Annotated in this window: 20 protein-coding genes and 1 riboswitch; of the genes, 9 read left to right on the top strand and 11 right to left on the bottom strand. The window is 73.6% G+C overall.

Features of this window, described 5'->3' with window-relative positions:
* Positions 1–76 precede the first annotated feature (76 nt).
* Both ABT092_RS14895 and sepH read left to right on the top strand, forming a co-directional pair.
* Complete coding sequence (locus ABT092_RS14895; protein ID WP_351243699.1) at positions 77–1,312, top strand: MFS transporter; 1,236 nt, start codon at positions 77–79, stop codon at positions 1,310–1,312.
* Between the two features lie 674 nt (positions 1,313–1,986).
* The gene (sepH, locus tag ABT092_RS14890) at positions 1,987–3,012 is read left to right on the top strand and encodes a septation protein SepH (protein WP_351243697.1); all 1,026 of its coding nucleotides are present in this window, start codon (positions 1,987–1,989) and stop codon (positions 3,010–3,012) included.
* Between the two features lie 123 nt (positions 3,013–3,135).
* Here sepH and ABT092_RS14885 read toward each other — a convergent pair whose 3' ends face one another.
* Positions 3,136–3,963, bottom strand: a complete 828-nt coding sequence (locus ABT092_RS14885) for a sulfurtransferase (RefSeq protein WP_351243695.1) — start codon at positions 3,961–3,963, stop codon at positions 3,136–3,138.
* A 277-nt stretch (positions 3,964–4,240) separates the two neighbouring features.
* Here ABT092_RS14885 and ABT092_RS14880 point away from each other — a divergent pair, with 277 nt between their 5' ends.
* Entirely contained in the window at positions 4,241–4,951 is a 711-nt protein-coding gene (locus ABT092_RS14880; RefSeq protein WP_351243693.1) for a VOC family protein, read from the top strand.
* A 41-nt stretch (positions 4,952–4,992) separates the two neighbouring features.
* Here ABT092_RS14880 and ABT092_RS14875 read toward each other — a convergent pair whose 3' ends face one another.
* From ABT092_RS14875 to ABT092_RS14860, 4 genes are all read right to left on the bottom strand, one after another.
* Positions 4,993–5,643: a thymidine kinase gene (locus ABT092_RS14875; protein ID WP_351243691.1), complete on the bottom strand. Its 651-nt coding sequence runs from the start codon at positions 5,641–5,643 to the stop codon at positions 4,993–4,995.
* A 60-nt stretch (positions 5,644–5,703) separates the two neighbouring features.
* Positions 5,704–6,891 (bottom strand): alkaline phosphatase family protein, encoded by a 1,188-nt coding sequence (locus ABT092_RS14870; RefSeq protein ID WP_351243689.1) that lies wholly within the window; start codon positions 6,889–6,891, stop codon positions 5,704–5,706.
* Positions 6,891–7,478 carry a DUF5998 family protein gene (locus ABT092_RS14865; RefSeq protein WP_351243687.1) on the bottom strand — a complete coding sequence of 196 codons (588 nt, stop codon included), beginning with the start codon at positions 7,476–7,478 and terminating at the stop codon, positions 6,891–6,893. Before ABT092_RS14865 ends, ABT092_RS14870 begins: the two co-directional genes overlap by 1 nt.
* A gap of 124 nt (positions 7,479–7,602) precedes the next feature.
* Positions 7,603–10,437, bottom strand: coding sequence for a bifunctional acetate--CoA ligase family protein/GNAT family N-acetyltransferase (locus tag ABT092_RS14860; protein ID WP_351243685.1), 2,835 nt, complete (start codon positions 10,435–10,437; stop codon positions 7,603–7,605).
* A gap of 240 nt (positions 10,438–10,677) precedes the next feature.
* Between ABT092_RS14860 and ABT092_RS14855 the strand changes: the two genes are divergently transcribed.
* Complete coding sequence (locus ABT092_RS14855; protein ID WP_351243683.1) at positions 10,678–10,959, top strand: HPr family phosphocarrier protein; 282 nt, start codon at positions 10,678–10,680, stop codon at positions 10,957–10,959.
* Between the two features lie 340 nt (positions 10,960–11,299).
* Here ABT092_RS14855 and ABT092_RS14850 read toward each other — a convergent pair whose 3' ends face one another.
* The 4 genes from ABT092_RS14850 to ABT092_RS14835 form a co-directional block, all read right to left on the bottom strand.
* Positions 11,300–12,013 carry a GntR family transcriptional regulator gene (locus ABT092_RS14850; RefSeq protein WP_351243681.1) on the bottom strand — a complete coding sequence of 238 codons (714 nt, stop codon included), beginning with the start codon at positions 12,011–12,013 and terminating at the stop codon, positions 11,300–11,302.
* A gap of 242 nt (positions 12,014–12,255) precedes the next feature.
* On the bottom strand, positions 12,256–13,047 hold the full coding sequence (locus tag ABT092_RS14845) for a M23 family metallopeptidase (RefSeq protein WP_351243679.1): 792 nt from the start codon (positions 13,045–13,047) through the stop codon (positions 12,256–12,258).
* An 11-nt stretch (positions 13,048–13,058) separates the two neighbouring features.
* Positions 13,059–13,222, bottom strand: a riboswitch (cyclic di-AMP (ydaO/yuaA leader).
* Positions 13,223–13,670: 448 nt separating this feature from the next.
* Positions 13,671–15,038: a M16 family metallopeptidase gene (locus ABT092_RS14840; protein WP_351243748.1), complete on the bottom strand. Its 1,368-nt coding sequence runs from the start codon at positions 15,036–15,038 to the stop codon at positions 13,671–13,673.
* 23 nt (positions 15,039–15,061) lie between these two features.
* Positions 15,062–16,411 (bottom strand): M16 family metallopeptidase, encoded by a 1,350-nt coding sequence (locus ABT092_RS14835; RefSeq protein ID WP_351243677.1) that lies wholly within the window; start codon positions 16,409–16,411, stop codon positions 15,062–15,064.
* Positions 16,412–16,639: 228 nt separating this feature from the next.
* On the opposite strand from ABT092_RS14835, the gene ABT092_RS14830 reads away from it, so the two are divergent.
* Positions 16,640–19,093: a DNA gyrase/topoisomerase IV subunit A gene (locus ABT092_RS14830; RefSeq protein WP_351243675.1), complete on the top strand. Its 2,454-nt coding sequence runs from the start codon at positions 16,640–16,642 to the stop codon at positions 19,091–19,093.
* 9 nt (positions 19,094–19,102) lie between these two features.
* Here ABT092_RS14830 and ABT092_RS14825 read toward each other — a convergent pair whose 3' ends face one another.
* A complete protein-coding gene (locus tag ABT092_RS14825; protein ID WP_351243673.1) occupies positions 19,103–20,203 on the bottom strand; it encodes a CobW family GTP-binding protein in 1,101 nt (366 codons plus the stop codon).
* A 150-nt stretch (positions 20,204–20,353) separates the two neighbouring features.
* On the opposite strand from ABT092_RS14825, the gene ABT092_RS14820 reads away from it, so the two are divergent.
* From ABT092_RS14820 to ABT092_RS14810, 3 genes are all read left to right on the top strand, one after another.
* Positions 20,354–21,298: a ferredoxin family protein gene (locus ABT092_RS14820; protein ID WP_351243671.1), complete on the top strand. Its 945-nt coding sequence runs from the start codon at positions 20,354–20,356 to the stop codon at positions 21,296–21,298.
* A gap of 97 nt (positions 21,299–21,395) precedes the next feature.
* Positions 21,396–23,048, top strand: coding sequence for an ATP-binding protein (locus tag ABT092_RS14815; protein WP_351243669.1), 1,653 nt, complete (start codon positions 21,396–21,398; stop codon positions 23,046–23,048).
* On the top strand, positions 23,045–23,722 hold the full coding sequence (locus ABT092_RS14810) for a response regulator (protein ID WP_351243667.1): 678 nt from the start codon (positions 23,045–23,047) through the stop codon (positions 23,720–23,722). Before ABT092_RS14815 ends, ABT092_RS14810 begins: the two co-directional genes overlap by 4 nt.
* Positions 23,723–23,875: 153 nt before the next feature.
* On the opposite strand, the gene ABT092_RS14805 is transcribed toward ABT092_RS14810, so the two are convergent.
* Positions 23,876–24,142, bottom strand: coding sequence for a hypothetical protein (locus ABT092_RS14805; RefSeq protein ID WP_351243665.1), 267 nt, complete (start codon positions 24,140–24,142; stop codon positions 23,876–23,878).
* A 441-nt stretch (positions 24,143–24,583) separates the two neighbouring features.
* On the opposite strand from ABT092_RS14805, the gene ABT092_RS14800 reads away from it, so the two are divergent.
* Positions 24,584–25,291, top strand: a complete 708-nt coding sequence (locus tag ABT092_RS14800; protein ID WP_351243663.1) for a response regulator — start codon at positions 24,584–24,586, stop codon at positions 25,289–25,291.
* Positions 25,292–25,352 lie beyond the last annotated feature (61 nt).

Below are 25,352 nucleotides of genomic sequence, written 5' to 3'. Positions count from 1 at the left end.
TCGACCAATAAGCTGTATTGGCCATCGATATGCCTTGCCCACCGGCTCCGCAGCGGGGCCCGCAACGGAGCGTGCCGTGCCCAGCCCTTACCGCGTGATCTTCGCCGCCCCCGGCACCCGTTCCTTCTCCCTCGCGGGGTTCATCGGCCGCTTCCCGCTGTCGATGATGGGCATCGGCGTGGTGACCATGGTGTCCCAGCTCACCGACCGCTACGGACTGGCAGGGGCCCTGTCCGCGACCATCGCCCTGTCGGCGGCGGTCATCGGCCCGCAGGTGTCCCGCCTGGTGGACCGGTACGGCCAGCGCCGGATACTCCGGCCGGCCACCCTGGTGACCCTGTCCGCCGCCACGGGACTCCTGCTGTCCGCCTCGTTCTCGGCTCCGGACTGGACGCTGTTCCTCTTCTCCGCCTTCATAGGCTTCACCCCCAGCGTCGGCTCCATGACCCGGGCGCGGTGGGCCACCATCTACCGGGACACCCCGCACCTGCACACCGCGTACTCGCTCGAATCGGTGATCGACGAGGTGTGCTTCATCTTCGGTCCGATCATCTCGATCGGGTTGTCGACGGTCTGGTTCCCCGCGGCGGGCCCGCTGCTGGCTGCGGTCTTCCTCGCCGTCGGCGTCTTCTGGCTGACCTCCCAGCGGGCCACCGAGCCGGTGCCGCACCCCCGTGCCCACCAGACCCGGGGTTCGGCGCTGCGCTCGCCGGGCCTCCAGGTGCTGGTGGCCACCTTCGTGGCCACCGGGGCGATCTTCGGATCGGTGGACGTGGTGACCGTGGCCTTCGCCGACGAGCAGGGGCGCAAGGCGCTGTCCAGCGTGGTGCTGGCCCTGTACGCGGCGGGCTCCTGCCTCGCGGGCGTGCTCTTCGGACTGATGCGCTTCAGCGGCGAGGCGCCGCGCCGGTGGCTGGTGGGGGTGGTGGGGATGGGCGTGAGCATGGTTCCGCTCCAGCTGGTCGACGGGCTGGCCCCGCTGTCCGTGGCGCTGTTCGTGGCGGGCCTCGCCATCGCCCCCACGATGATCACGACCATGGCCCTGGTCGAGAAGCACGTCCCGCGCGCCCAACTGACCGAGGGCATGACCTGGGTGAGCACAGGGCTGGCGGTCGGCGTCGCCCTCGGTTCTTCGGCCTCCGGCTGGGTCATCGACGCCGCCGACGCCGGAGCCGGCTACGCGGTCTCGGGCGTCTCGGGAGCCCTCGCCGTGGTCGTCGGCCTGCTCGGCTACCGCCGACTGGCCAGGCCCGCGCTCCCGTCCGCACCGCTCGTCGGAAGCGACCAGCAGGAGGAGCACCACCCGGCCTGACGGCCCCGCGACCGGTCGGGACACCCCTCCCGACCGGCGCCCCGTCACGCTCCGTATCCCCCGCACCGGCGTACGCCCGCGGTGAGGCGAGCCGCTCGCACGGCGCCGGCGCACCGTGGCCTTCGTCTCCCGCGCCCCCTGCATCCACCTCGCCCCCCGCGGAGCGAATGACACTTTTTCGGCCATGTGCACCCTTTGTGCGATCTTCCCGATCTCGCCTCCGGAAATGCGCCCCCCAGCCCACCCGGATAGCCCGAATGAGGGGATTTGCGGGAAAGATTCCATGCGAGCGACCCCTCGCGGGACCGTCGCACCCGCCCTCGATCCCCGCACGGGGGCGCACCCACGATCGACCTTCGAGCGAACTTCGACGGCGTGCCGGTCTTCCCGGGTGGCCCGAATGGAGTACTGTTGCGAACCCTGGGTACCGGTCTTCCCTAGGGATGCCCGGAGCCGTCCAGACCGTCCGGGAGGGAACTCGTTGCACAGGGCGACCACTGCGGTCACTTAGCGTTGCGAACAGGTAACCGTGGCATCACGGAACTCCCGGGGCCCCTGCCCGACACACCGGGCAACCCGGCAAGGTTGTGGCAGGCTGCACCCGGGCAGGCCACACTCCACTAGCGGAAGCAGCGACGCACGTGACGTCGGCAGGCACCACCCGGGAGGTCCCCATGCCCGAACTGCGTGTCGTGGCCGTCTCCAATGACGGCACACGGCTGGTGCTCAAAGCTGCGGACAACACGGAGTACACGCTTGCCATCGACGAGCGGCTGCGTGCCGCCGTGCGTGGCGACCGCCCCCGCCTCGGTCAGATCGAGATCGAGGTGGAGAGCCACCTCCGCCCCCGGGACATCCAGGCGCGCATACGAGCCGGCGCCAGTGCCGAAGAGGTCGCCCAACTCGCAGGCATCCCGGTCGACCGGGTGCGTCGCTTCGAGGGGCCCGTGCTCGCCGAGCGCGCCTTCATGGCCGAACGCGCCCGCAAGACGCCCGTGCGTCGCCCCGGCGAGAGCACCGGACCCCAACTCGGCGAAGCCGTGCAGGAGCGGCTGTTGCTCCGCGGCACCGACAAGGACAGCGTGCAGTGGGACTCCTGGCGCCGCGACGACGGCACCTGGGAGGTCCTCCTGGTCTACCTGGTCGCCGGTGAGCCGCACTCCGCGAGTTGGACCTACGACCCGCCACGGCGCCTCGTCCAGGCCGTGGACGACGAGGCCAGGTCCCTGATCGGCGAGTCGGACGACCTCGGTGCGCCCGAGCCGACCTTCCCCTTCGTGCCCCGGATCGCCCGGCTGCCCCGCGACCGGTCCGCGGACCGTGCGCCGGAGCGGGCCCTGCCGCCCGCCGAGGCCGACGAGGCAACCGCCGCCGAGGGGCGGGACTCGCTGACCAGCCTGTTGGAGGCGGTGCCCAGCTTCCGCGGGGACCTGGTGGTGCCCGAACGCCCCGCCGCCCTGGAACCGGACGAGGAGCCGGAGCCCGAGGCCCAGCCCGAGGAGCCGCCCGCACCCGCCGCCTCCGCCGGGTCCGCCTACGCCGACGTGCTGATGCCCCGGTCGGTCAGCAGCCATCGCGACCGACTCGTCGGGGCGACCGACCGGCAGGCCGAGGCGGACGGGGTACGGCCCGGGCGCCGCGCCGCGGTCCCCAGTTGGGACGAGATCGTCTTCGGTACCCGGCGCAAGAAGCAGGACTGACGCACCACCCTCCGGTGCGGGTGTCCCACCTCGATGGGACACCCGCACCGGAGAACCTACGCACCGTCGGGGATCGAGCCGTCCCGCGGTGCCCGTATCGAAGCCCCGCCGGTGCGCCCACCGCTAGGAGGGTTCGGGCCCCTTCGCCACCGGCCGGGAGGGATCCGCGCTCCACTGTGACCAGGACCCCACGTACAGGGCGGCGGGGACGCCCGCGACCGCCAGCGCCAGCACCTGGTGCGCCCCGGAGACTCCGGAACCGCAGTACACGCCCACCCGGGTGGTGCCGTCGGCCCCCAAGCGCGCGAAGCGGGCGGCGAGTTCCTCCGCCGGGCGCAGGTCCCCCTTCTCGGTGACGTTCTCGGTCGTCGGCGCGGAGACCGCACCCGGGATGTGTCCGGCCACCGGGTCGACGGGCTCCACCTCGCCCCGGTACCGCTCCCCGGCCCGTGCGTCCAACAGCAGCCCCGACCGGGCCAGTTCCGCGGCCCCGTCCGCATCCAGCAGTTCCACGGCACCCGGCACCGGGACGAAGGTGCCTGCTCGGGGCGTCGGCGTCCCGGACTCCAGCGGACCCGACCAGCGCCCGAGCCCGCCGTCCAGCACCCGCACCGAGGGGTGCCCCGTCCAGCGCAACAACCACCAGGCCCGGGCCGCAGCCCAGCCCTGTCCCCCGTCGTAGACCACGACGTCCCGGTCGGCCGAGACCCCGGCCGCGCGCATGACGGCGCCGAACTCCTCGACGTCCGGCAGGGGATGGCGGCCGGCCGGACCCGCGGGGCCGGCGAGCTCGGCGTCCAGGTCGACGAACACGGCTCCGGGCAGATGGGCTTCCTCGTAGGCGGAGCGCAGGTGCGGGCCGCCGAGCTGCCAGCGGACGTCCAGGAGGACCGGCGGGGTGGGACCGGCCAGGTCCCGGGCCAGTCGGGATGCGGAGATGATGGCGTTCATGCCCCCATCCTGGCCCACGGGCTGGCCACATCGCGCCGCGCCGGATAACGTCCAGACCCCGGCCTGACCGGGCACGCACTGTACGCCCTTGCGCACACGGGGTACAAAAGACCGGCATCGATTGCGCACATCGCAAAGATGACCGAGAAGCACTGTTGATGACCGCTGGATTTTCCGCCGGCAGACGGAGGAGAGACCGACCATGACCGAGGCACGGCAGGAAGCCGGCCGAAGGGACGGCGCGGAGCGGACCCGGCGCCCGGGCACACCCTGTGGGGTGAGCCTGAAGGCGCGGGGGACGACCGCGACCCGGGAGTTCTACCAGGGGCTGTTCGGCTGGGAGTTCCGGCCCGACCGAGCGGGGGGCACCCGCGTACGGGCGTTCGCCGACGGGGAGGCGGTGGCCGACATCAGTACGCTGACGGGGCACCACCGCTCCTCCCCCGCCTGGACGCTGTACCTGGCGACCGACGCCGCCGACCTCACCGCCGACCTGGTGCGGCACTGCGGCGGAACCGTGGCCGTGGGCCCCTTGGCCGCGGACGGAGGACGTCGGGCCCTCGTCGCCGACCCGGGCGGCGCCGTGTTCGGGCTCTGCCAGGGTGCGGCCCGCTCCGGCTTCGCCGGGACCGGGGCGCCGGGCACCCCGGTGTGGAGCGAACTGGTCACCCATCAGGCGCGCCACGTGACGCCGTTCTACCAGTGCGTCTTCGGGCTCACCGCGACCCACGCGGCGGCGGGCCGGTGGACGGTGTCCCGGGACGGGGTCCCGGTGGCGGGCCTGGTGGAGGCGGACCCCGATCGGCTGACGGGGCGCGGCGCCCACTGGCTGACCCACTTCGCCGTCGCCGACCTGGACGCCGCGGTGCGGCGGGCGCACGCCCTGGGCGGGCGGTCGCTCACCCCGCCGAGCGGCGGGGACGGCCCGCGCTCCGCCGTCCTCAGCGACCCCGGGGGCGCGGTGTTCGCGGTGCGGGAAGACGGCTGAGCAACGGCCCGGGTCCTCTCCCCGCGGGCGGGGCCCGGGCCTCAGGCCGGCGGCATCGGCAGGACCTCGGGGGACAGGGCCCCGGCGCCGGCCGAGGCGGCGGTCGCGCGGCGGAGGTGGTGCCGACGGCACAGGACCTCGTAACCGACCTCCGCCACCGGGCGGTTGACGTCGCCGATCACCACCTGGGCGCCTTCCACGACCATCTGCCCGGCCACCGTGCGGGCGTTGTGCGTGGCCCGGGCACCGCACCAGCAGAGCGCCTCCACCTGAAGCGCCTCGATCCGGTCGGCCAGTTCGATCAGCCGCTGCGAGCCGGGGAAGAGCTTGGTGCGGAAGTCGGTGGTGATGCCGAAGGCGAAGACGTCCAGCCCGAGGTCGTCCACGATCCGCGCCAACTGGTCGATCTGCTCCGGAGCGAGGAACTGCGCCTCGTCGACGATCACGTAGTCGACCCGGCCGCCCCTGGACAACCGGTCGACCAGGTACCCGTAGAGGTCCATGTCCTCGGCGACCTCGACGGCCTCCGTGACCAGGCCCAGTCGTGAGGAGAGCTTCCCCTCGCCGGCCCGGTCGTTCCGGGTGAAGATCACCCCCTGGAGCCCCCGCGCCGAGCGGTTGTGCCCGATCTGGAGCGCCAGGGTGCTCTTTCCGCAGTCCATCGTTCCGCTGAAGAACACCAGCTCGGGCATGGGGAAGGGAACACCTTTCGGGGGCCGCACGGGCGGGGACGGTCGGGGGCTGCGGAGGGATCAGGAGCGTACTTCGAGCAGCGGAACCAGTTGTTCGGCCGGGGTCAGCGAGCCGTGGTTGCCGATCAGCAACGACTCCTTGGGCTCCCGCTCGCTGGCGACGATCAGGACGTCGTCCCGGGCGGCGGCCACCACGTCGCCGATCCGCGCGTGGACGCGCGGATCGACCCGGGGGCCGAACCAGCCCGCGGCGATGGCCTCCTCGCGTCCGGCAACCCAGAAGCGGTCCCCCAGCACCTCCCGCCACACCGCGAGCACGTCCGCCTGGGCACCGGGCACCGCGTACACGTGGCGGGCGCGCCCCTCGCCGCCCAACAGGGCCACGCCGGCGCGCAACTCCCAGTCCTCGTCGACGTCCACCCGGTGCTCGGGGTCGAGGGGGATGTCCACCATGCCGTGGTCGGCCGTCACGTACAGGGCGCTGCGCGGGGGCAGTTGCTCGGCGAGTCGCTGAACCAGTCGGTCCACGTACATGAGTTGGCCGCGCCAGGCGTCGGAGTCCACCCCGTAGCGGTGACCGTTGCCGTCCACCTCGGCGTAGTACGTGTAGACCAACGAGCGGTCACCGGCGGCGAGTTGCTCGGCGGCGACGTCCATGCGCTCCTCGCCGGAGAGGCGTCCGAGGAAGGTGCCGCCGCTCAGCGCGACCTGGGTGAGCGGGGTGTTCTGGAACTGCGGGGCGGACACCTGCGCGGTGTGCACGCCCGCCTCGTGCGCGCGCTGGAAGACGGTGGGGTGCGGCTGCCACTCGTGCGGCGGCGTCCAGGGGTACCAGCGGAGCTGGTTCATCAGCTCGCCGGTGTCCGGGTTGCGCACCGTGTAGCCGGGCAGACCGTGCTCGCCGGGTGTCAGACCGGTGCCCACCGACGCCAGGGAGGCGGCGGTGGTGGCCGGGTAGCCGGTGGTCAGGGGGCGGCCGGTGCCGCCGAGCGAGCTGGCGATCAGGGCGCTCATGAAGGGCGCCTCGTCGGGGTGGGCCAGCAGTTGCTGCCAGCCCAGCCCGTCGATGAGGAAGACGCAGTTGCGGTCGGCGGGGGTGAGCTGCGGTATCGCGTTCACGGTGCCGGGCACGCCCAGGCCCGCCGCGAGGGTGGGCAGCAGGTCGGCGAGCGAGCCCGAACCGTAGGCGGGCACCGGGGCGGAGTCGAGGGGCAGGGGTTCCACGAAGTCCCAGGCGGACGGGACCATCAGCGACCGGTCTCCGCGGTCGCTTCGGAGAGGGCCTGGGCGAAGGCGAGGGTCTGGCGGACCGCCTCCAGGCCGTCGCCGGCCTCGCTGACCCGCAGGCTCAGGTCATCGGCGGTGGTGCTGCCGGTGTAGCCGTGGTCGGCCTCGCAGTTGGGGTCGCCGCAGGCGGCCGGTTCGAGGTCGATCCGGGCGACGGCCCCCCAGCCGATGGTGAGCACGACCTCGCGGGGCAGCGTTCCGGGGGTGTACGCCTCCGGGTTGGCGACGACCCTGCTGACCACGACCGACGAGATGCGGTCCAGCTTCACGGATTCCGTGGAGGTGGTCGCGAACGGGGTCGGCGAGGAGCCGTCCGCCGCCTGCTCGTCGGTGTGGCTCACGATGAAGCGGGTGCCGGTGAGGACGAGCACGGTGACGTGGCGGCGCACCTCGTTGGAGTCGAAGGTGGTCTCCTGGTGGACCAGGTACGAGCCGATCGGCTCGCTGCCGACCGCGGCCTCCACCGCTTCGGCCACCAGAGCCGGGTAGTAGCCGCTGCGCTCGATCGCCGTGCGCAGCCCCTGGGTCGTCGTACTGGTCTTGGCCATGGCGCCCATCCTACGGCCCCCGCGCCGGGCGTAGGTGTCGCACGAGGTCTCCTGGTGAGCGGAGTGTGCAGCACCACAGCGAGGAAAGGATCACGCCAGGGACGGGCCCGGTCCGGCCGGCCCGTCAGTAGGCGGGGAGGGTCCGCGGCCCCAGGTCGTCCCGGGCCGGCGGGCGGGCGAGACGGACCGTGGCGCCCAGCACGGACAGGCCGTGCTCGGCGACGACCACGGGCTCCAGGGTGATGCCGACGACCTCCGGGTGCTCGTCCACCAGGAGGGAGACGCGCAGCAGGAGCTCTTCGAGGGCGGCGGTGTCCACGGGGGCGGCGCCGCGCCAGCCGAAGAGCACCGGCGCGGTCCGGATGGCCCGGACCACGGAGCGGGCGTCCCGGTCGGTGACGGGGATCAGCCGGTGCGCGGTGTCGCCGAGGAGTTCCGAGGCCGCCCCGGCGAGCCCGAAGGAGAGCACCGCCCCGACGATCGGGTCGATCACGGTGCGGATGACGGTGTCCACCCCCCGCGGGGCCATGGCCTGCACCACGGGCCGCAGCTCGGCCGGGGTGCCCAGGGACTCGGCGAGTTCGGCGTAGCCGCGGCGCAGCTGCTCCTCGTCGGCCAGGTCGAGGCGGACGCTGCCCAGGTCGGCCCGGTGCCGCAGGTGCGGGGCGGTGGCCTTGAGGGCGACCGGGTAGCCGAGCAGTCGGGCGGCGGCGACGGCCTGGTCCGGGCCGGCGGCGGGGAGCGTGGCGTGCACCGCGATGCCGTAGCGGGCGAGCAGGGCCCGGGCCCGGTCCTCGGGGACGGCGAAGCCGCGGGGGTCGTCGTCGGGGTGGGCGTCGAGCAGCCCGGCGATCAGCTCCGCGGCGCCGGCGCGGTCGGCGCCGTCGAGCTCGGGCACCTTGCCGGGGTCGGCGGCCTCGCGGCGCCACTGGGCGTACCGGACGGCCTGGCCGAGGGCGCGGACGGCCCGTTCGGTCGCCGGATAGGCGGGGATGCCGGCGGCGGACGGCTCGATGCCGGCGGGGGCGTCCGGGGCCTCGGGGCGGGGGGCGGCGGCCGGCGGCTCGGCGGGGCGGGGGCCGGTGCCGCTGGCGACGGCCAGCGCCTGCGCCAGCCGGCCCAGTTCGACGTGGGCCACGGCCACCGGCTTGGCGGGGTGGGCGGCGACCGCGGCCCGGAGGGCGCCGGCGAGTTCCTCGTCCGAACCGCCGCCCTCGCCGACCCGCGGGATGGCGGTGACGATCACCGCGTCGCACTCCCGGTCGGCCAGGGCCCGACCCAGCGCCCGCCGGAACTCCTCGGGCGCGGCGGCGGTGCCGAGGTCGAGCGGGCCCAGCGGACGCAGCCCCTCGGAGAGGCAGGCGTCGTAGGTGAGCAGCCCCAGGGATTCGGAGTTGCCGAGGATCGCGACCCGGGGACCGGCCGGCAGCGGTTGACTGGCGAGCAGCAGTCCCGCGTCGACCAGTTCGGTGATGGTGTCGACCCGGACCACGCCGGCCTGCCGCAGCAGGTCCGCGACGGTGGCGTGGGGCAGTTGGGTGGCGGGGACCGCGTGCCCCAGCGGGGAGATGCCGCGGTGCCGGGCGCCCTGGACGACGACCAGGGGCTTGGTGGCCGCGGTGCGGCGGGCGAGCCGGGCGAACTTGCGGGGGTTGCCGATCGACTCCAGGTACATCAGGGCGACGTCGGTGTCCGGGTCGTCGTACCAGTACTGGAGGACGTCGTTGCCGGAGACGTCGGCGCGGTTGCCGGCCGAGACGAAGGTGGACACCCCGGTGACCCCGGGGGCTCCGGTCACCCCGCCGCCGCGGCGGTGCAGCCGGGACAGCAGGGCGATGCCGATGGCCCCGGACTGGGCGAACAGGCCGACCCGACCGGGGCGGGGCATGTCCGGTGCGAGGGAGGCGTTGAGGCGGGTGGCCTCGGAGGTGTTGATGATCCCGAAGGCGTTGGGGCCGATCAGACGCATGCCGTAGGAACGGACCCGGCGCACCAGGGCCCGTTGGCGGGCCCGCCCCTCCTCGCCCAGGTCGGCGTAGCCCGCGGCGACGACCACGAGCCCCTGCACGCCGTGCGCCCCGCACTCGTCCACCACCTGGAGCACCTGCTCGGCGGGGACGGCGACCACGGCGAGGTCGACGGGGGCGCCGATCTCCGCGACGGACCGGTGGGCGGGGACGCCGTCGAGGGCGGTGAGGTCCGCGGGGAACGCCTTGTTCACCGCGTGGAGCCTGCCGGTGAACCCGGCGGCGACCAGGTTCTCCAGGAGCGCACGGCCCGCCCCGCCCGGGGCCCGGCCCACCCCGACGACGGCGACCGACCCGGGGCGCAGCAGTCGTTGGACGGAGCGGGCCTCGGCGCGCTGCTCGCGGGCGTGCTGCACGGCCACGGACGCTTCGGTGGGTTCGATCGCGAACTCCAGCCGGACCACGCCGTCCTCGAAGCTGCGCTTCTGCCGGTAGCCGGCGTCGGTGAACACCTTGATCATCTTGGTGTTGGCCGGAAGCACTTCGGCGGCGAAGCGGCGGATGTCGCGTTCGCGGGCGACCGCGGCTATGTGTTCGAGCAGGGCGGAGGCGACGCCCCGGCCCTGGTGGGCGTCCTGGACCAGGAAGGCGACCTCGGCCTCGTCGGCGGGGGCGGAGGCGGGGCGGCCGTGGGCGTCGATCCGGTCGTAGCGGACGGTGGCGATGAACTCGCCGCCCACGGTCGCGGCAAGGCCGACCCGGTCCACGAAGTCGTGGTGGGTGAAGCGGTGCACGTCCTTGTCGGAGAGCTCCGGGTACGGGGCGAAGAACCGGTAGTACTTCGACTCGTCCGAGACGTGCTCGTAGAAGCTGACCAGCCGGTCGGCGTCCTCGGTGGTGATGGGTCTGATGCGCGCGGTGCCGCCGTCGCGCAACACGACGTCGGCCTCCCAGTGGGACGGGTAGTCGTGCTGGTCCGGCGGGGTCTGCATGGGGTCAGCGTACGGGTCGCGGTCGGCCCGGGCGCGGGGCAGGCTGGGGAGCGCCCCGGGGTCGGTCGGCGGCGCGGCGCCTGGTTTCCGGGCTCCCCCCGGATGGGTACGTGAACGCCCGGTCGACGCGGGCACGGCGCCCGGCGACCGCACGGGCCGGCCGCCACCGCTGTGGGAGACTGGTCTAGACAACCGAAGAGGGTCATACCACCCGAGAGAGCACCTGAAGGGCAGCATCACATGGCTGAGCGCCGCGTCACCGTCGGTTGGGCTGAGGGTCTCCACGCCCGCCCCGCCTCCATCTTCGTCCGGGCGGCCTCGGCCACCGGCCTTCCCGTGACGATCGCCAAGGGGGGCGCCGACCCGGTCAACGCGGCCTCGATGCTGGCGGTGCTGGGGCTGGGTGCGCACGGCGGCGAGGAGGTCGTCCTGGCCTCGGAGGCGGAGGGTGCGGACGCCGCGCTGGACCGACTGGCGAAGTTGGTGGCCGAAGGACTGGAGGAGTTGCCCGAGACGGTGTGAGCCGGGCGGGTGGGCCCGCCGTCACGGGCCGCTCCCGGCGGGGCGGAGCGGCCTCTCGGGGGACCGGACCCACGGGAGGCGGTCCGACCGGCGCCCGTCGTGGTGCGCCAGGGCCGTTCCGGGGAGGACGCCTCCCCCGCGTTCGGCCCGCATCGCTTCACGGGAATTCACGAATCCCGCACCGCACCACGAGGCCCGCGGATCGCTTTCCGTCACACCGGCGGATGCATCGGCCCGATCGTCAGAGAATTCACTTCCCTCGCCTTCGGCACGCACGGCACCGAAATGAAGAGTGAATTCCTACGGCAATCCCGCCTCCTCCTTTTCTACCGTCCCCGTGTTACCGGGACGCACCCGCCGTGTTGACGGAATGTTTCCCCGCCCGCGTGCCGGCCGCCGCCCCGTCGTCCCCCGGCCGGTGCGGGAACCGGCGGCGACGGGCCACCATCGCGCCGATCTCGCGCTCGGTGTGGGCGGCCATCAGGGTGCCGGCGCGTTCCGCGTCCCCGCGGGCCACCGCGTCCACGAGGACTCCGTGCTCGACCCACTGCTCGGCCGGTCGCGCCGCCGGCTCGACGGTGTACATCCAGGTGATCTTGTGCCGGAGCTGGGTGAGCATCGCGGTGAGCCCCTGGCCTCCCGAAGCCTGGTCCAAGGTCTCGTGGAACCAGGTGCCCAGCGAGCGGAGTTCCTCGCCCGTGCCGTTCTCGGCCCGCTCCCGCCCCAGCCGCACCAGACCGCGCAGCACCTTCAGGTGGGCTTCGGTGCGCCGCTCGGCGGCCCGGGACGCCCCCAGCGGCTCCAGCAGCCGGCGCACCTCCAGCAGATCGGCCGCCTCCCGTTCGGTCGGCCGGGCGACGCAGGCCCCGGCGTGCCGACGGGTGACCACGAACCCCTCGGCCTCCAGGGTGCGCAGCGCCTCGCGCACCGGCACCCGGGAAACGCCGTAGCGACGGGCCAGCACTTCCTCGGTGAGGCGGCTCCCGCATTCCAGGACACCGCTGACGATGTCATCCCGAATGGCCGAGCACACCGCCGTGGCGGGAATACTCACGATCGGACCTCCGCTTTATGTCCGCACACCGCGGTCGATCGACTCTGATTCGATGACTCTATTGCAGTACGCGGAATTTTCCGACCCGCACGGGAATTCCTCACACCGATGGGACGGCCGCCACGTATCGAACGGACGGACAGGCGGGCGGGCGGGCCCGGACGTGCGGAAGGGCCCCGGCGGGTGGCCGGGGCCCTTCGGTGCTCACGGTGTCGACGGAACGTTCCGCCGGAGCGGGTGGGTCAGAGGTTGACCCCGTGGCTGCGGAGGTAGGCCAGGGGGTCGAGGTCGGAGCCGTAGTCGGCGCCGGTCCGGGCCTCGAAGTGCAGGTGCGAGCCGGTGACGTTGCCGGTGGCCCCGGCCAGTCCGATCTGCTGCCCGGTGGTGACGGCCTGGCCCGCGAAGACGGCCACCGACGAGAGGTGGGCGTACTGGGTGTAGGTGCCGTCGTGCATCTTGATGACGACGTTGTTGCCGTACGCGCCGGCCCAGCCGGCTTCGACGACGGTGCCGTAGCCCACGGACTGGACCGGGGTGCCGGTGCTGGCGTGGAAGTCGATGCCGGTGTGGGTGCCGGAGGACCAGATGTTGCCGCCCGCTCCGTAGGACGTGGAGACGTAGCTGCCGGCGATCGGGCTCACGTAGGTGTTGAGGCGCTTGCGCTCGGCCTCGCGGGCGGCGCGTTCCTGGGCCTCGCGCTCTTTCGCCGCCTCGGCCTCGGCCTGCCGCTTCTGCTCGGCGGCCCGCAGCTTGGCCTCCGCCTCGGCCAGCTCCATGGCGGCGGCCTCGTCGGCGGCGATCTGCTGGGCGGCGGCCTGGGCGTCGATCTCGTCGGCGACGGCGTCGCCGATGGACACCGTCTTGGTGAGGCCCGTGTCCTCCAGCGAGGACGGCTCCTGGGCGGCCAGGGCCGGTGAAGCGAGGGTACCGATGACACCGGTCGTGGTGAGGGTGGCGACGCCGGCGACGTTCGCGGTGGTCCGCGAGATGCGCGTGGGGCGACGGTGCTTACCGGTGGCACGGGTGAACGCCATGAAGTGGCTGTCCTTTCCTTCCCTCTCGCCTACCGGGTTAGCTGACGGGTTCGGAGCAGGAAGGTCTCCTACGGACCCCCTCCGCGTGGCGACGGGCGTCCGATTCACCCCAGGGACGGATCGGGTCCCCGGCTCCCCTGGCTCGCACCGTACGGGGACTCGGCGATGACTGTCCGGTGCCGCGACTGCGGCGTACCGCACGACGGACAGCCGCCCCGACGCTACGGGGAGGATCTTCGGTACGACAAACGGAACGGCCGTTTTGTAGCGCACGCCACACCGCGGACCGCAACCTCCCGCCCTTTCGGGACATCCGTCCCACACCGCACTCCTGACGGAACGACACGACGGACCCCCTCGCGGGGTACGGTCCGGAGCGCGTCGCGCCGGTACGGCCGCGGCCCTTGCCGTCCGGTGTCCGCGGCGCGCGGAGACGGCGGACGGGCGGGAATCCGCCTCCGCCCGGTACCGCCTGAGCCGCCGTCCGCTCGGTCACCGGCTGCGCCCGCTGTTCGACGCCGCCCCCGCCCGCGTGGTCGCCACCGCACCGAGCGACTGCCGAGCGGGTGTTGAGCCACCGTGCGGGCCCGCGGGCCGCAAGGGGTCCGCGGGCCCGCACGCGGTCAGCCGGTCACGACCGTGACCTCGCCGATGCCCAGGGCGCGCACGGGCTCCTCGATCTGCGCCGCGTCACCCACCAGGACCGTCACCAGCCGGTCCACCGGGAAGGCGTTCACCGCGGCCGCCGTCGCCTCCACGGTGCCGGTGGCCGCCAAGCGCTGGTACAGCTGCCCCTGGTAGTCGTCGGGGAGCCCCTGCTCGACCTGGTCGGCGAGGGTGCCCGCGACGGCCGCGGCCGTCTCGTACTTCAACGGGGCGACCCCCACCAGGTTCTGCACGGCCACGTCCCGCTCCGCGTCGGTGAGCCCTTCCGCGGCGAGAGTGCGCAACACCGTCCACAGGTCCGTCAGCGCGGGCCCGGTGGACTCGGTGTCGACGGAGCCGGAGATGGCGAGCATCGCCGCCCCGGTGCCCTCCGAGGTGGAGCGCAGCACCTGGCCAAAGGCCCGCACCCCGTAGGTGTAGCCCTTCTCCTCGCGCAGCACGCGGTCCAGCCGCGAGGTGAGGGTGCCGCCCAGGCAGTAGGTGCCCAGCACCTGCGCGGGCCACACCCGGTCGTGCCGGTCGGCACCGATCCGTCCGATGAGCAGCTGCGTCTGCACCGCGCCGGGGCGGTCCACGATGAACACCCGCCCGGTGTCGTCGGCGGTCACCGGCGCAACGACCCGGGGGGCCGAGGGGCTGCCGGTCCAGGCGCCGAGGGTGTCGGCGAGGAGTCCCTCCACGTCCAGGCCGGCGAGGTCGCCGACGACGACGGCCGTGGTGGTGGCGGGGCGCACGTGCTTCTCGTAGAAGGCGCGGACGGCCGCCGCGTCGATCGCCGCCACGGTCTCCTCGGTGCCCTGGCGGGGCCGGGACATCCGCGCCTCGGCGGGAAAGAGCTGGCGGTACAGCTCCTTGGCCGCGCGGCGGGACGGGTTCGCGGCCTCGTGCGGGATCTCGTCGAGGCGGTTGCGGACCAGCCGCTCGACCTCGCTGTCGGCGAAGGCCGGGGCGCGCAGGGCGTCGGCGAGGAGCCCGAGGGCCTTCGCCAGCCGGGAGGCGGGCACTTCGAGGGAGATCCGCACGCAGGGGTGGTCGGCGTGGGCGTCCAGGGTGGCGCCGCAGCGCTCCAGCTCGGCGGCGAACTCCTCGGCGGAGTGCTTGTCGGTGCCCTCGGAGAACGCCCGGGCCATGATGGTGGCGACGCCGTCGAGGCCGGCCGGTTCGGCGTCCAGCGGGCTGTCCAGCAGCACCTCCACGGCGACGACCTGCTGGCCCGGACGGTCGCAGCGCAGCACGGTCAGGCCGTTGCCGAGGGTGTGCCGGGTGGGCTCGGGGAAGGCCCAGGGGCGGGCCGTGCCGGCCTGCGGCTGGGGGTGGAAGTCCATGGTCACGGTGGGTTCGGCGGTGGTCACTTGGCCGCCTCCTCGTCTGCGTTCTCGTCGGCGTCGGCCTGCGGCTGCTCCAGCGGTTCGTAGACGAGCACCGCGCGGTTGTCGGGCCGCAGGCGCGCCGCGGCCACCTCACGCACCTCCTCCGCGGTGACGTCCAGCACCCGCTGGACGGCGGTGAGGGCGAGCTGGGGGTCACCGAACAGGACCGCGTACCGGCACAGTTCGTCGGCGCGGCCGGCGACGGTGCCGAGCCGGTCCAGCCACTCGCGCTCCAACTGGGCCTGGGCCCGTTCCATCTCCTCGGGCGTGGGGCCCTGGGCGGCGAACCGGGCCAGTTCCTCGTCCACGGCGGCCTCGATCTCGGGGACCTCGACGCCGGCGGAGGTCTTCACGTCCAGCCAGCCCAGCGAGGGCGCGCCGGCCAGGCGGAGCAGCCCGAAGCCGGCGCCGACCGCGGTGCGGTCGCGGCGGACCAGCCGGTTGTAGATGCGGGAGGACTCGCCGCCGCCGAGGACGGTGAGCGCCAGGTCGGCCGCGTCGGCCGCGCGGGTGCCGTCCTCCGGGAGCCGGTAGGCGGCCATCAGCGCGCGGGAGGGCACCTCCTCCTCGACGAGCTGGCGCAGTTCCCCGCCGATGACCTCGGGCAGCGCTCCGTCGCGCGGGGCGGGCTTGCCGTCGTGCCCGGGGATGGAGCCGAAGTACTTCTCGATCCAGGCGAGCGTCCGCTCCGGGTCGATGTCGCCGACCACGGAGAGCACCGCGTTGTTGGGCGCGTAGTAGGTGCGGAAGAAGTCCCGCGCGTCCTCCAGTGTCGCCGCGTCCAGGTCGGCCATCGAGCCGATCGGGGTGTGGTGGTACGGGTGGCCGTCCGGGAAGGCGAGGGCGGTGAGCTTCTCGAAGGCGGTGCCGTAGGGGACGTTGTCGTAGCGCTGGCGGCGCTCGTTCTTGACCACGGCGCGCTGGTTGTCGAGGGATTCCAGGTCGAGCGCGGCGAGCAGCGAGCCCATCCGGTCGGCCTCCAGCCACAGCGCCAGCTCCAGCTGGTGCGCGGGCATGGTCTCGAAGTAGTTGGTCCGTTCGAAGCTGGTGGTGCCGTTGAGGGAGCCGCCGGCGCCCTGCACCAGTTCGAAGTGGCCGTTGCCCGGTACCTGTTTCGACCCCTGGAACATCAGGTGCTCGAAGAGGTGAGCCAGACCGGTACGGCCCTTGACTTCGTGGCGCGAACCCACGTCGTACCACAGGCAGACCGCGGCGACCGGGGTCAGGTGGTCCTCGGAGAGCACCACGCGCAGGCCGTTGGCCAGGCGGTGTTCCGTTGCTGTCAGGCCGCCGGAGCCGGCCTGCGTGGCCGTGTGACCCATGGGCATGTACGTCCCTTCGATCGCGGAAAACTGGAAGTCGTCCTACCGTCCTGCCACTGTATGCAAGCGCGCTGACGGGTGGAGGAGTTCCCGGCCCCGCTACGCCGAGAGCGAGCACCTCGGCGAACCGGCGGACGGGTCGCGGTCGGCGCTGTCAGTCCGCCGGGCCACAATGGTCGGCATCCGTTATCCCGTTTCCTGCCCTGGCACACACTGTGAGGAGCCGCAGCAGCGATGGCCCGCCGCAGCACGAAGACCCCGCCGCCCGACGACTTCGAGGAGAGGATCCTCGACATCGACGTCGTCGACGAGATGCAGGGCTCCTTCCTCGAGTACGCCTACTCGGTCATCTACTCGCGCGCCCTGCCCGACGCCCGGGACGGCATGAAGCCCGTCCAGCGCCGGATCGTCTACCAGATGAACGAGATGGGCCTGCGCCCCGAACGCGGCTACGTGAAGTGCGCCCGGGTCGTCGGCGAGGTGATGGGCAAGCTGCACCCGCACGGCGACGCGTCGATCTACGACGCGCTGGTGCGCATGGCGCAGCCCTTCTCCATGCGGGTGCCCCTGGTCGACGGGCACGGGAACTTCGGTTCCCTGGGCAACGACGACCCGCCCGCGGCCATGCGGTACACCGAGTGCCGGATGGCGGACGCGACCTCCCTGATGACGGAGTCGATCGACGAGGACACCGTCGACTTCGCACCCAACTACGACGGCCAGGAGCAGGAGCCGGTGGCCCTGCCGGCCGCCTATCCGAACCTCCTGGTCAACGGCTCCTCGGGGATCGCGGTCGGCATGGCCACCAACATGCCGCCGCACAACCTGGGGGAGGTCATCGCCGCCGCCCGCCATCTGATCCGCCACCCGGGCGCCGACCTGGACGCGCTGATGAAGTACGTGCCGGGGCCCGACCTGCCGACCGGCGGCCGGGTGGTGGGCCTCTCGGGCATCCGGGACGCCTACGAGAGCGGCCGGGGCACCTTCAAGATCCGCGCGACGGTGTCGGTGGAGCCGGTGACCGCCCGGCGCAAGGGCCTGGTGGTGACGGAACTGCCGTTCTCGGTCGGCCCCGAGAAGGTCATCTCGAAGATCAAGGACCTGGTCGGCTCCAAGAAGCTCCAGGGCGTCGCCGACGTCAAGGACCTCACCGACCGCGAGCACGGGCTGCGGCTGGTCATCGAGGTCAAGAACGGCTTCGTCCCGGAAGCGGTGCTGGAGCACCTCTACAAGCTGACGCCGATGGAGGAGTCCTTCGGCATCAACAACGTCGCCCTGGTGGACGGCCAGCCGCTCACCCTGGGGTTGAAGGAGCTGCTGGAGGTCTACCTCGACCACCGGTTCACGGTGGTGCGCCGGCGCAGCGAGTTCCGGCGCACCAAGCGGCGCGACCGGCTGCACCTGGTGGAGGGCCTGCTGGTGGCGCTCGTCGACATCGACGAGGTCATCCGGGTCATCCGCTCCAGCGACAACAGCGCCCAGGCCAAGGAGCGGCTGATCGAGCGCTTCTCGCTGAGCGAGGTGCAGACCCAGTACATCCTGGACACGCCGCTGCGCCGCCTGACCAAGTTCGACCGGGTCGAGCTGGAGTCCGAGCGGGACCGGCTGACCGGGGAGATCGCGGAGCTGACGCGCGTCCTGGAGTCCGACGCCGAGCTGCGCAAGATGGTCTCGGGCGAGCTGGCCTCGGTCGCCAAGAAGTTCGGCACCCCGCGCCGCACCGTGCTGTTGGAGTCCGCGGGCAGCGCCCCGGCCGCCGCGGTGCCGCTCCAGGTGGCCGACGACCCGTGCCGGGTGCTGCTCTCCTCCACCGGCCTGCTGGCCCGCACCGCGACCGCCGAGCCGTTCGCCGCGGAGGGGGGGCGCCGCGCCAAGCACGACGTGATCGTGTCGGCGGTGCCCGCCACCGCGCGCGGCGAGGTGGGCGCGGTGACCTCCACCGGGCGGCTGCTTCGGCTGTCGGTGATCGACCTGCCCCAGCTCCCGGACACGGCGGCGGCCCCGGTGCTCTCCGGCGGAGCCGCGCTGACCGAGTTCCTGACGCTGGAGGGTGACGAGCGGGTGGTCTGCCTGACCACCCTGGACGAGTCCTCGCCGGGCCTCGCGCTCGGCACGGAACAGGGCGTCGTCAAACGGGTGGTGCCGGACTACCCGTCCAACAAGGAGGAGCTGGAGGTCATCGGGCTGCGCGAGGGCGACCGGATCGTCGGCGGCGTCGAGCTGCGCACCGGCGAGGAGGACCTGGTCTTCGTCACGGACGACGCCCAGCTGCTGCGGTTCCCGGCGTCCCAGGTGCGTCCGCAGGGCCGGCCCGCGGGCGGCATGGCCGGCATCAAGCTCACCGAGGGCGCCAAGGTGATCTCCTTCGCCGCGGTCGACCCCGCGGTCGACGCGCTGGTCTTCACGGTGGCCGGCTCGCGCGGCACGCTGGACGACTCGGTGCAGACGACGGCCAAGCTGACCCCGTTCGACCAGTACCCCCGCAAGGGCAGGGCCACCGGCGGGGTGCGCTGCCAGCGGTTCCTGAAGGGCGAGGACTGTCTGGCCTTCGCCTGGGCCGGCCCGGCGCCCGCCCGGGCCGCGCAGCGCAGCGGCGCCCCCGTGGAGCTTCCGGAGATCGACCCGCGCCGGGACGGTTCGGGGGTGGCGCTGGGCAAGCCCGTCGCCGTGGTGGCCGGCCCGGTGTGACGGCCGGCTTCAGACCCGGTCGGGGACCTCGGGTTCCTCGACCGGGTACGGGCTGCCGTCGTCCGGGTCGGCGGGCCCGGGGACGTACCGCAGCACGCCCCACAGGGCGTGCTCGGCGGGCGGCTCCTCGTCAGGGGCGATCCGGCAGGCGTCCAGCCGTGCGGTGAGCGCCTCGGCGTCGAGTTCCGTCCCGATGAGGACGAGGCCGGTGGTGCGGTCCTCCTCGACGGGCCAGGGCTCGGGGTAGAAGCGCAGGAAGCGGCCGACGGCGTGCACCGCGTAGCGGTGGTCCGGGTCGACGGTGCCGAAGTCGACGTACCCCTTGATGCGGTAGAGCCCCTCGGGCCGTCCGTCCAGGACGTCCATCAGCCGGCGCGGGTGCAGCGCCCGGGCGGACCGGAACGCCACGGTCCCGTAGCCGTCGTGCAGGTGTCCGTGCCCGGGGGCTTCGGCGCCGGCCGTGCCGGCGGCCAGGTCGTCGAAGGAGAGCTGGCCCACCCGTTCCGCCACGGCCTTGCGGTCGAAGAGGAGTTCGGGGTCGATGCGGCCGTGGGCCACGCTGACCACGGCGGCCCGGTCGACCAGCCCCATCACCGTCTCCCGCACCCGGTGCAACTGCGCCGGCGGGACCCGGTCGGCCTTGTTGACCACCACCAGGTCGGCGATGCCCAGGTGCCGGTCCACCTCGGGGTGACGCAGGCGGGTGGCGTCGAACTCGACGGCGTCGACGACCTCCACCAGGCCCCCGTACACGATGTGCGGGTTCTCGCTCGCCAGGAGCATGCGGACCAGCTCCTGCGGTTCGGCGAGTCCGCTGGCCTCGATGACGACGAGGTCGATCCGTGTCTCGGGACGGGTCAGCCGGTCGAGGTAGGTGTCCAGTTCGCCGGCGTCGACGGCGCAGCACAGACAGCCGTTGCCCAGGGAGACGGTGGAGTCGCCGAGTTGGCCGGCGACCGCCATGGCGTCGATCTCGATGGACCCGAAGTCGTTGACGATCGCCCCGATCCGGCTCCCCCGGCTGCTGTGCAGCAGGTGGTTGAGCACGGTGGTCTTCCCGGCGCCGAGGAAACCCGCGAGCACGACGACCGGAACCTGCTGCTGCGCCACGGCGCGACCTCTCCCCTGGGCTGGACCGTCCCGGCCCGCGCCCGGAGGGGTGGGCCGGGGACCAGGATACGAGGGTCCGACGGGGGCTCCGACCGCCGCGACAACCCTGCGGAACGGGGAGTTCCGGTACATCGGGTTAGGCTCGCCTGCGTGAGTACGTGCACGAGTGCCTCGCAGGGCTTCGGCGAGCCCCTGGCCGGAACCGCGGCCACCGCCCGGACCTGGCTGCTGATCGAGCAGCCCGGCCCGTGGGGGGCCAAGGCCCTCACCCAGAGCCGTCTGGACCCCGGGATCGGCGGGGCGCTGGAGGCCGCCGCCCGCGGCACCGGAGTGCGGGTCGCCCTGATCCGCCGGCCGGGGCGGCACGCCGACCGGCACCGGGCGGGGCGGCGCCGGATGTACGCCGCGCACACCGTGCCCGGTGCCGGCTGGGTGCGGGAGGCCCCGGACGGCGACCCGGCCCGGCTGCTCGACCTCGACTTCACGGCGCTCGGCGCCGGCGACCCGCACGGGTTCGACCTGCACACCGGTGCCGGCGCGCACCGGGGCGCCCCGCTGGTGCTGGTGTGCACCAACGGCAAGCGCGACCGCTGTTGCGCGCTGCGCGGCCGACCGCTCGCGCACGAACTGGCCGCCTCCGGCACCCCGGGCGTCTGGGAGGTCACCCACCTCGGGGGGCACCGCTTCTCGCCGACGGCCCTGGTCCTGCCGTACGGATACGCGTACGGCCGGGCGGACGCACCGCTGTTGAAGGAGGTCCTGACGGCGGTCGAGCGGGGGCGGATCGTCACTGAGGGCTGTCGAGGCGGTTCGGCGTGGGAGCGACCCGGCCAGGCCGCCGAGTTGGCGGTGCGCCGAGCGGTGCGGGAGGAGGCCGCGGACGTCCTGGAGGTGGTGCGGACCGAAGGGGAGGCGCCCCGCTGGGAGGTGACCGTGTCCCACGTCGACGGGCGGAGTTGGCGGGTGACGGTCGCCCGGGGCGCCTCGCTGCCGCCCCGGCCGGAGAGTTGCGGCGGGTCCGCGGCGACCCCGGCGCGTATGGACGTGATCGCCGTCCGTGCCGTCGCCGGAGGGCCCGTGCCGTCGGGGGCGTGACCCCTCCGGCACGGAGCGTCATTCCCCGTTCGCCGTCACGAGATCCCCACCACAGGGACTACGGCCGAGGCCCCCGGGCCCCGTACCGTTCGTACACATGAGCTCGTCTCCCCCCACGCGCCGCCTGCGGCTCGGCCTGCCCCGGCGGGTGTTCTCGCAGGTGCTCCTGATGCAGCTGGCGATCGCCGCCGGCGTCGCCGTGCTGGCCACGGGGCTGTTCCTGGCGCCGCTCAGCGACCAGCTCGACGACCAGGCGATGCGCCGCGCCCTGTCCATCGCCCAGACGACCGCCGCACAGCCCCAGATCGCCCGGGACATGACGGCGTCCGTCCCGACCCCCGGCGGGCCGGTCCAGGACGTCGCGGAGCGCATCCGGCGGGCCAGCGGTGCCGAGTACATCGTCATCATGAACACGGACGGGGTGCGCTGGTCGCACACCGACCCTCGCCAGATCGGCCAGGTGGTCTCCACGGACCCCAGCGTCCCGCTGTCGGGCGACGAGATCATGGAGATCGACAACGGCACCCTCGGGCGCTCCGCCCGCGGGAAGGTGCCGTTGCGCGACGCCCACGGCACGATCATCGGCGCGGTGTCGGTCGGCATCGAGTACGACAGCGTGCGCGCCCGGCTCATCCACACCATCCCCAGCCTGCTGGCCTACGCGGGCGGGGCGATGGCCGTGGGCGCGCTCGCCGCGTACCTGATCTCCCGCCGGGTGCAGCGGCAGACCCGGGACCTCGCCTTCTCCGACATCTCCGCGCTGCTGGCCGAGCGCGAGGCCATGCTGCACGGCATCCGCGAGGGCGTGGTGGCGCTCGACCGCAACGGCCGCATCCGGCTGCTGAACGACGAGGCCAGCCGGCTGCTGAACCTCGGCACCAGCGCGGTGGGCCGGTCCTTGGACGCGGCGTTGGGACCGGGCCGCACCACCGACGTCCTGGCCGGCCGGGTCACCGGCACCGACCTGGTCACGGTCCGGGGGCTGCGGGTGCTGATCGCGAACCGGATGCCCACCGACGACGGGGGCGCCGTCGCCACCCTCCGGGACCGCACCGAACTGGAGCAACTGGGCCGGGAGCTGGACTCCACGCGCGGTCTGATCGACGCCCTGCGGGCGCAGGACCACGAGCACGCGAACCGGATGCACACCCTGCTCGGCCTGCTGGAGCTGGAGATGTACCAGGAGGCCGTCGAGTTCGTCGGCGAGGTCGCGGGCGCCCACCGGGTCACCGCGGAGCAGATCACCGAGAAGATCCACGACCCGTTGCTCGCCGCCCTCCTCGTCGGCAAGGCGACGGTCGCGGCCGAGCGCGGCGTCTCGCTCGCCGTCTCCCCGGACAGCTACCTCCCCGACCTGCTGGTCGATCCGCGCGGGCTGGTCACCATCGTCGGCAACCTCGTGGACAACGCCCTGGACGCCTCCTCGGGGTCGCCGGACGCCCGGGTGGTGGTCGAACTGCGGGCCGAGGGACGCACCGCGGTGCTGCGGGTGCGGGACAGCGGCCCCGGGGTGCCGCCGGAGCAGCGGGAGACCATCTTCCTGGAGGGGTGGACCACCAAGAAGGTCCCGGCGCGCGGCAAGCGCGGCATCGGTCTGGCGCTGGTGCGCCGGCTGGCCGAGCGCGAGGGCGGGGGCGCGGAGGTGGGCGAGTCCCCGGACGGCGGCGCGGAGTTCACCGTGCGGCTGCCGGAGGCGCTGACCGGCGAGGAACTGGCGAACCAACTGACGAACACCGAGGAGGCCCGGTGATCGAGGTCCTGGTCGTCGACGACGACGTCCGCGTGGCGGACGTGAACGCGGCGTACGTCGAGAAGATCACCGGCTTCCGCGTGGCGGCCAAGGCGTACAACGCGGCCGAGGCCCTGGAGCAGGTGGAACACGGCAAGGTCGACCTCGTCCTGCTCGACCACTACCTCCCCGACGAGACCGGCCTCGACGTGGTGCGCCGGCTGCGCGAGCGCGGCCACCAGACCGACGTGATCATGGTGACGGCCGCCCGGGACGTGGGCACCGTCCAGGCCGCGATGCGCCTCGGCGCGCTCCAGTACCTGGTGAAGCCGTTCGCGTTCTCCGGACTGCGGAGCAAGCTGGAGGCCTACGCGGCGCTCCAGCTCACCCTGCGCGGCGGCGGCGAGGCCGAGCAGGCGGAGGTCGACCGGATCTTCGGCGCGCTCGCGGTGCGGGGGGAGCCCGCCCTGCCCAAGGGCCACTCCCCCACCACGGCCGAGTTGGTGCGCAAGGCGCTGCTGTCCGCCGAGGGCCCGGTATCCGCCCAGGAGTTGGCGGACCGCACCCGGTTGAGCCGGCAGACGGCACAGCGCTACCTGAAGCTGCTGGAGCGGGCGGGGCGGGTGCGGCTGAGCCTCAAGTACGGGGAGACGGGGCGCCCCGAGCACCGCTACGCCTGGGTCACGCGTGCGTGAGCCCCCGCGCGGCGGGGGAAGTGCGCGGGGGCTCACCTGGAAGGGCCGGGGGCAGCCCTTGGTCTGTGTGCGGTTCTGCGGGGCTCCGGTCCGGCCGGGCCCGGCGGGGCGGCAGCGCGGTCGGTGACGGCCCCGGCGGCGGGTGGTGGGGGTTCACCCGCCGCCGGGGGCGGCGGCCGGTCGGAGGGCCGCCGCCGTGGCGGTGCGGAACTCGCCGGACAGGGCGCGCTCCGGGCGGTGCCCGGCCGGCGGGTTGCCGTCCTCGGCCTCGTTGACCGTCGTCTCGGTGCGGGACGGGACGTTCTCCACCCCGGGGCCGTCACCGCCCGGCCCCCCGCTCACCAGGGACAGTCCCACCAGCGCGCCCAGCGCCATCGCCCCCGCGCCGACGGCCGACACCCACCTACCGCTGTCCCGCATGTGCATCACGTCCTCGTGGGGGTCTCTTCCCGACGGCCCCGAAGGGCGCGTCAGGGGCCGGGGGTGCGGCGACCCGCCCCGGGGGAGCGGGAGGGGCCGCCGGGCCTTCAGCGGGGCGTACAGGGGTTCTGGTGGGGGTCCGTGGCGGCGGGGCGGGAGGCGGTGGGCGGCTCGGGCGGGGTGCGCCGTCCGGGAGGGGCGTTCCCGTACGGTTCGGTGGACCGGCTCAGTGCACGGTGCCGAACCGCCGCGGGCGGGTCACCGACCGCCCGCGGACTGGTTATCTGTGCTCATGGGCCGGCACGCTAAGTGGGATGTGCGCCGCAGTGCGATCCTTGTGCGCGCTGGCCCATCTTCTGATTGCAAAACCCTGTTGTGCTCGTTTTGCGCGCGCTAGAACAACGAAGCCTCACCGTGGGCTTAACCAGAAAGGCCCGGTCGATGATTGACGTCCTGGTCGTGGACGACGACTTCCGCGTCGCAGAGATCAACGCCCGCTACGTGGCCAAGGTCCCGGGGTTCCGCGTGGTCGGTCGCGCCCACGACGCCTCCCAGGCCCTCGCCGCCGTGGCGCGGGAGGAGATCGACCTCGTCCTGCTCGACCACTACCTGCCCGACCGGACCGGACTCTCCCTCGTCCAGCACATGCGTCAACTCGGCCACCGCACCGATGTGATCATGATCACGGCCGCGAGCGACGTCACCACCGTGCAGGACGCCATGCGTCTGGGCGCCCTGCACTACTTGGTGAAGCCCTTCACCTTCGACGCGCTGCGCAGTCGCCTGGAGGCGTACGCGGCCCTACGCCGCACGGTGGACCGCGTCGGCGGCAGCGGAATGGCCGGCCAGGAACAGGTGGACCGGATCTTCGGCGCCCTGCGCACCACCTCCGCGACGCCGCCCCAGGGCTTGCCGAGCGGGCACTCGGTGCCGACGACCGACCTGATATGCGGGGTGCTGCACCGCGCCGCACAGCCGCTCTCCGCGCACGAGGTGGCCGCCCAGACCGGACTCAGCCGGTCCACCGCCCAGCGTTACCTGCGCCACCTGGAGCAGGCCGGCCGGCTCCAGCTGACCCTGCGGTACGGGGACACGGGCCGGCCCGAGCACCGCTACGCCTGGGTGTCCCCCCGCGGCTCCGAACGCTGAAGGCCTCCGGCCCCCGCCGCCCCCCGGGCGGCGGGGGGCCGGGGCCCCGGCGGGAGGCGTC

The sequence above is a fragment of the Streptomyces sp. NPDC002490 genome, assembly GCF_040296045.1.
In the GTDB taxonomy this organism is placed as follows: domain Bacteria; phylum Actinomycetota; class Actinomycetes; order Streptomycetales; family Streptomycetaceae; genus Streptomyces.
Note: the sequence above shows the minus strand (reverse complement) of the source record. Positions and strands in the feature narration are given on the sequence as shown.